This window comes from Paraburkholderia sp. Ac-20347 (genome assembly GCF_017104805.1).
Classification (GTDB): Bacteria; Pseudomonadota; Gammaproteobacteria; order Burkholderiales; family Burkholderiaceae; genus Paraburkholderia; species Paraburkholderia tropica.
Window position 1 is genome coordinate 1 of record NZ_JAAGPN010000410.1, and the last position, 4,855, is coordinate 4,855.

The following is a 4,855-nucleotide window of genomic DNA, read 5'->3' on the forward strand; positions in this document are numbered from 1 at the left end:
GCGTGGCGCGCGGCCATCGCCGAGGGCGCCGCGCACCGCTCGCCGCCGCGCGCGTATGCGGCGGCGCTGGCGATCTGCGCGGGCATCACGCTGCTCGCCAATCAGTTGAACGACCGCATCGCGCTCGCCAATCTCGTGATGCTGTATCTGCTCGGCGTGATCTTCGCGGCCACGAAGCTCGGGCGCGGGCCGGGCGTCATGCTCTCGTTCGCGAGCGTGGCCGCCTACGACTTCTTCTTCGTGCCGCCGCGCCTGTCGTTCTCGGTCAGCGACACGCAGTATCTGCTGACCTTCGTGGGCATGTTGCTGACCTCGCTCGTCATCAGCCATCTCACGTCGAGCTTGCGCCGCGAGGCGAGCGTCGCGCAGGGCCGCGAACAGCGCACCGGCGCGATGTACGCGATGGCGCGCGAACTCGCCGCCGCGCTCGCGACCGAGCAGATCGTCGCGATCGGCAGCCGTCATGTGAGCGAGGTGTTCAACGCGCGCGTCGGCATTCTGTTGCCCGATAGCGCCGACAAGGTGCAGCAGAAGATCGAGGACCCCGATCCGCAGATCATGCTCGACGCCGCGAGCCTCGATCTCGACGTCGGCCAGTGGGTCTACGACCAGCAGAAACCGGCGGGTCACGGCACCGACACCTTGCCCGCGGCCGCCGCGCGCTATCTGCCGCTCAAGGCGCCGATGCGCACGCGCGGCGTGCTGGCCGTCGTCACGCGCGACGCGCGCGAACTGCAGGTGCCCGAGCAGCAGCGCATGCTCGACGCCTTCGCCGCGCAGATCGCGCTCGCGCTCGAACGCGTTCACTACGTGGAGATCGCGCGCGACGCGCTCGTCAACATGGAGTCCGAACGGCTGCGCAACTCGTTGCTTTCGGCGATTTCGCACGATCTGCGCACGCCGCTCACGACCATCGTCGGCTTTTCGTCGATGCTCGCGCAGACACACGAGCCCGGCGCGCCCGGCGATGTTCACAGCGCGCGCACCGGCGAGCTGATCGAGGCGATACACGACGAGGCGCTGCGCATGACCGGCATCGTCACGAATCTGCTCGACATGGCGCGTCTGCAGGCCGGCAGCCTCAAGCTCAACCGGCAGTGGACGCTGCTGGAGGAAACCGTCGGCGCGGCGCTCGCCGCGTGCCGCCGCGTGCTCGCGCGCCATCCGGTGCAGGTGAAGCTGGAGGCGGGCTTGCCGCTGCTGCAGCTCGACGCCGTGCTGATGGAGCGGCTCTTTTCGAACCTGCTGGAAAACGCGGCGAAATACACGCCGCCCGACACGCCGCTGACGATCGCCGCGCGCCGCATCGAAGAACACGGCCAGCCCTTCGTGCGCGTGAGCATCGACGATCGCGGGCCGGGCCTGCCGCCCGGCATGAACGAGCGCATCTTCGAGAAGTTCACGCGCGGCGAGAAAGAGTCGGCGAAACCGGGCATCGGGCTCGGGCTCGCGATCTGCCGTGCGATCGTGGAAGCGCACGGCGGTACAATCGGCGCGGCCAATCGCGTCGATGCCGACGGCCATACGGAAGGCGCGTCGTTCTGGTTCGCGCTGCCCGTGGAAGCGCCGCCGCCCTTGCCGAGCGACGTCGCCGAGTCGGAAGACGCCGACGCGGAAGCAGGGCTTCACGACACGCACGACGCGCACGATGAAACGCATGAAGCCCGCGACGGCGCTTCGGCGCCTTCAACCTTCGATCCGAAACCTGCATCGCATTCGAACCCGCATCCCGACCATGAGTGATCCGAGTCTTGCCGTTGTCCTGATCGAAGACGAAAAACAGATCCGCCGCTTCGTGCGCGCCTCGCTGGAAGGCGAGGGCATCACGGTCTACGACGCCGAAACGGGCAAGCAGGGGCTCGTCGAGGCGGCCACGCGCAAGCCCGACCTCGTGATCGTCGATCTGGGGCTGCCCGACACGGACGGTCTCGATGTGATCCGCGAGCTGCGCGGCTGGAGCGATCTGCCGGTGATCGTGCTGTCCGCGCGCACCCAGGAAAGCGAAAAAGTCGCCGCGCTCGATGCGGGCGCCGACGACTATCTGACCAAGCCCTTCGGCGTCTCCGAATTGCTCGCGCGGATTCGCGCGCATCTGCGGCGACGCAATCGCGGCGGCGCGAACGAGGCGCCGCAGGTGAGCTTCGGCGCGGTGACCGTCGATCTCGCGCTGCGCCAGGTGACGCGCGAGGGCGCGCCCGTGCATCTCACGCCGATCGAATATCGCCTGCTCGCCACGCTCGTGCGCGACGCGGGCCGCGTGCTCACGCATCGCCAGTTGCTGCGCGAGGTGTGGGGGCCGTCGCACGTGGAAAGCAGCCACTATCTGCGCATCTATATGGCGCATCTGCGGCAGAAGCTGGAGCGCGATCCGGCGCAGCCCGAGCACATCGTCACCGAGACGGGCGTGGGTTATCGCCTCGTGGGCGTGCAGTGACGCAGATGAATCAGCCGAATCAGCCGCGTCGCGAGTAGGGCGGTTCGGCGACGCGCACCAGACTGGTGCTATACTTACAGATGTGTAAGGACGACCTTGCACGTCTTTTTTTCGGGGACGGCCCCATTTTTTCAAGTGGAGCGTCCCAGATGCCCTGGTTCATTCTTCTCATTGCTGGCCTGCTCGAAGTCGCCTGGGCGGCCGGTCTCAAGTCCTCCGAAGGTTTCACGCGTCTCTGGCCCTCCGTGTTCACGATCGTGATCGCGCTCGGCAGTTTCGCGCTGCTCTCGATCGCCATGCGCCAGTTGCCGCTCGGCACGGCCTACGCCGTGTGGACGGGTATCGGCGCGGTGGGCGCGTTCGTGTTCGGCATCGTCATGATGGGCGAGGCCGTAAGCGCCGCGCGGGTGGCGAGTGCGGCGCTGATCGTGCTCGGCATCATCGGCCTGAAGCTCAGTTCGGCGGCCTGATCCGGTTCCGGATCGGCGAGACCTTCCACGCGCCGCGCGGCGATGCGGCGCGCATTTTCCCCACATTTTCGGCAAAAATCGCGGGTTTTAGCGTGGCGCGCCTGCGCAACACCGCTGCGGCGGTGCAGCGAGCGTGGCTATAATGGGATGGTCATCAACCGATAACACTCCGCGCCGCGGATAACGCGAGCGCCGCTGCCCGATGGCGCCGTGTCCGGCGAACCGGGCGCGCTGCGTTTGCGCCAGATTCGTGGGGGACGGCGCCGCGCGAGCTTCGCGCGAGGAGGCAGTCATGCTCGAACCGATTTCGCTTGCCGCGGGCCTGTCCTGGGGCAGCGGCCTGCGCCTCTACCTCACGGTCCTCATGGCCGGCGTGCTTCAGCGCCTGGGCCTTATCCATCTGCCCGACACGCTCGCGGTGCTCGCTTCGCCCTGGGTGATCGGCATCGCCGCCGCGCTCACGGTGCTCGAATTCCTCGCCGACAAAGTCCCCGCGTTCGATTCGCTGTGGGACGCGTTGCACACCTTCATTCGCATTCCCGCCGGCGCCGTGCTGGCGGCGGGCGCGCTCGGCCACGCCGATCCGGCCGTGCTGACGATTGCCGCGCTCGCGGGCGGCACGCTCGCGGGCACCGCGCATCTGGCCAAGGCCGGCACGCGGGCGCTCATCAATCTTTCGCCGGAACCGGTCTCGAACGTGGTCACGTCGAGCGCCGAGGACGGCATGACCTTCGTCGGCGTGCTGCTCGCGCTGTTCGTGCCGCTGCTGTTCCTCGTCATGCTCGCCGCGTTCCTGCTGGTCGCGACGTGGGCGCTGCCGCGTCTGTGGCGCGGCGTGCAGGGCGGCTTTCGCGGCATGGCGACGCATATGGTCTCGCGTTTCTCGCTGCGGAGCCGTCACGATTGAACCCGCCGAATCTGTCCTTGCCACCGTCTACGTCGCCTTCTAACCCCGTTTCTTCTCGATCCACGCGCGCCGCCCCCGGTTGGGGCGATCTCGTGCGCCTCGCCGCCCGCATGACTGCGCGCGACTGGCGCGCGGGCGAATTGACGATGCTGCTGCTCGCACTCGTGCTCGCGGTGGCCGCGCTCGCGAGCGTGGGCTTTCTCGCTGACCGCCTGCAACGCGGGCTGGAGCGCGACGCGCGCCGCATGATCGCCGCCGACTTCATCGTGCGCGCCGATCATCCCGTCGATCCGGCGTTCGCGCGCGAGGCGCAGGCGCTCAAGCTGCAAACCGCGAATACGGCGATTTTTCCGAGCATGGTGAGCGCGGCCGGCGATGCCGACGGCGCGCAGTCGCCCACGCGGCTCGCGGCGGTCAAGTCGGTGTCGGCGGCCTATCCGCTGCGCGGCGCGCTGCGTATTTCGAGCGGCCCCGGCGCGCCCGATCACGCGGCGCAGGGCATTCCGCCGTCCGGCACCGTCTGGGTCGACGATCAGTTGCTCGACGCGCTCAAGGTCCACGTCGGCAGCCAGGTGCGCGTGGGCACGCGCACGTTCACGATCGGCGCGCTCATCACACGCGAACTCGACCGCGGCTTTTCGTTCGTCAACTTCTCGCCGCGCCTGATGCTCAACGAGGCCGATCTCGCCTCGACCGGCCTCACGGGCTACGGCAGCCGCGTGACCTATCGCCTGCTGGTGGCGGGCGCCGATCCGGCCGTCGCGCAGTTCGCGCAATTCGCGCACGCGCGCGTCGACGGCGGCAAGATGCGCGGCGTCGGTCTCGAATCGCTGCAGGACGGCCAGCCGCAAGTGCGGCAGACGCTCGATCGCGCGCGCCATTTCCTCACGCTCGTTTCGCTGCTGACCGCCTTGCTCGCGGCCGTGGCGATCGCGATGGCCGCGCATCGTTACACGCGCCGCCATCTCGACGGCTGCGCGGCGATGCGTTGCCTCGGCGCAAGCCAGCGCACGCTGCGCACGCTGTTCGTGCTCGAATTCGCTG

The 4,855-nt window shown here is 68.5% G+C and carries 5 protein-coding genes; all 5 read left to right on the plus strand.

Going from position 1 to position 4,855, the window contains the following annotated elements:
* The coding region (locus G3N97_RS36485) for a DUF4118 domain-containing protein (protein ID WP_205997645.1) at positions 1-1,743 on the plus strand (1,743 nt) is incomplete at its 5' end.
* Positions 1,736-2,434, plus strand: coding sequence for a two-component system response regulator KdpE (kdpE, locus tag G3N97_RS36490; protein ID WP_205997646.1), 699 nt, complete (start codon positions 1,736-1,738; stop codon positions 2,432-2,434). The genes G3N97_RS36485 and kdpE, both read left to right, overlap by 8 nt.
* Positions 2,435-2,583: 149 nt before the next feature.
* Positions 2,584-2,904 (plus strand): quaternary ammonium compound efflux SMR transporter SugE, encoded by a 321-nt coding sequence (gene sugE / locus G3N97_RS36495; RefSeq protein WP_205997647.1) that lies wholly within the window; start codon positions 2,584-2,586, stop codon positions 2,902-2,904.
* A 292-nt stretch (positions 2,905-3,196) separates the two neighbouring features.
* A complete protein-coding gene (locus tag G3N97_RS36500; protein ID WP_110327613.1) occupies positions 3,197-3,811 on the plus strand; it encodes a DUF4126 domain-containing protein in 615 nt (204 codons plus the stop codon).
* A gap of 110 nt (positions 3,812-3,921) precedes the next feature.
* The coding region (locus G3N97_RS36505) for an ABC transporter permease (RefSeq protein WP_205997648.1) at positions 3,922-4,855 on the plus strand (934 nt) is incomplete at its 3' end.

Coding starts and splice junctions, on each gene's coding strand:
- G3N97_RS36500 (WP_110327613.1), top strand. CDS start 3,197: ATGCTCGAACCGATTTCGCTTGCCGCGGGCCTGTCCTGGGGCAGCGGC.
- sugE (WP_205997647.1), top strand. CDS start 2,584: ATGCCCTGGTTCATTCTTCTCATTGCTGGCCTGCTCGAAGTCGCCTGG.
- kdpE (WP_205997646.1), top strand. CDS start 1,736: ATGAGTGATCCGAGTCTTGCCGTTGTCCTGATCGAAGACGAAAAACAG.